The organism is Bacillus cereus group sp. BfR-BA-01492, from assembly GCF_022662815.1.
Taxonomy (GTDB): Bacteria; Bacillota; Bacilli; order Bacillales; family Bacillaceae_G; genus Bacillus_A; species Bacillus_A cereus_BD.
Genome location: NZ_JAKUEH010000054.1, coordinates 1 through 488, shown reverse-complemented (window position 1 = coordinate 488; position 488 = coordinate 1). Strand labels below are relative to the sequence as shown.

The following is a 488-nucleotide window of genomic DNA, read 5'->3' as shown; positions in this document are numbered from 1 at the left end:
TTTTGCGTAGTCTTCAATCGTACAGCAATAGATTTTTGCCTCTCTAAGAATGTGTCAACATCATATACACCTTTTTCTAAAAAATCATGGAGATTGCTTTTTTGTTTTTGCAAATTATTCATTTGTTGTTCTTTCTTTTCTAAAGCTTTTTGTTGTAGATGAATATTATTTTTTCTTTTCTTTTGTTGTACCATGTTTTCTTGTATCTCAAAGCTTTCGATAATTTGTTTTAATCCATCAAGTATGCGCTGTTCAACGAGTGCCAAAGAAGCACCTTTTTGAACGCCTTTGCATGACGGCTGTACACAACGTACTTGAGGATTAGGGCGATCTTTTCGTGGCTGATAAAGCATAGAATGCCCACATAGCTCACATAACAAGATGCCTGCCAATGGATTAGAAAGTTTTTTTGTCTTAATTGTTGGTGGTCGCCAGCGTTTACTATGAGCCGTATTAGCCTTTTGAAATAATTCTTCTGATACAAGTGG

1 pseudogene is annotated in these 488 nt (G+C 35.5%); it reads right to left on the bottom strand.

The features are described from left to right. A pseudogene (locus MR063_RS21540) lies at window positions 1–488 on the bottom strand (recombinase family protein); the annotation flags it as partial.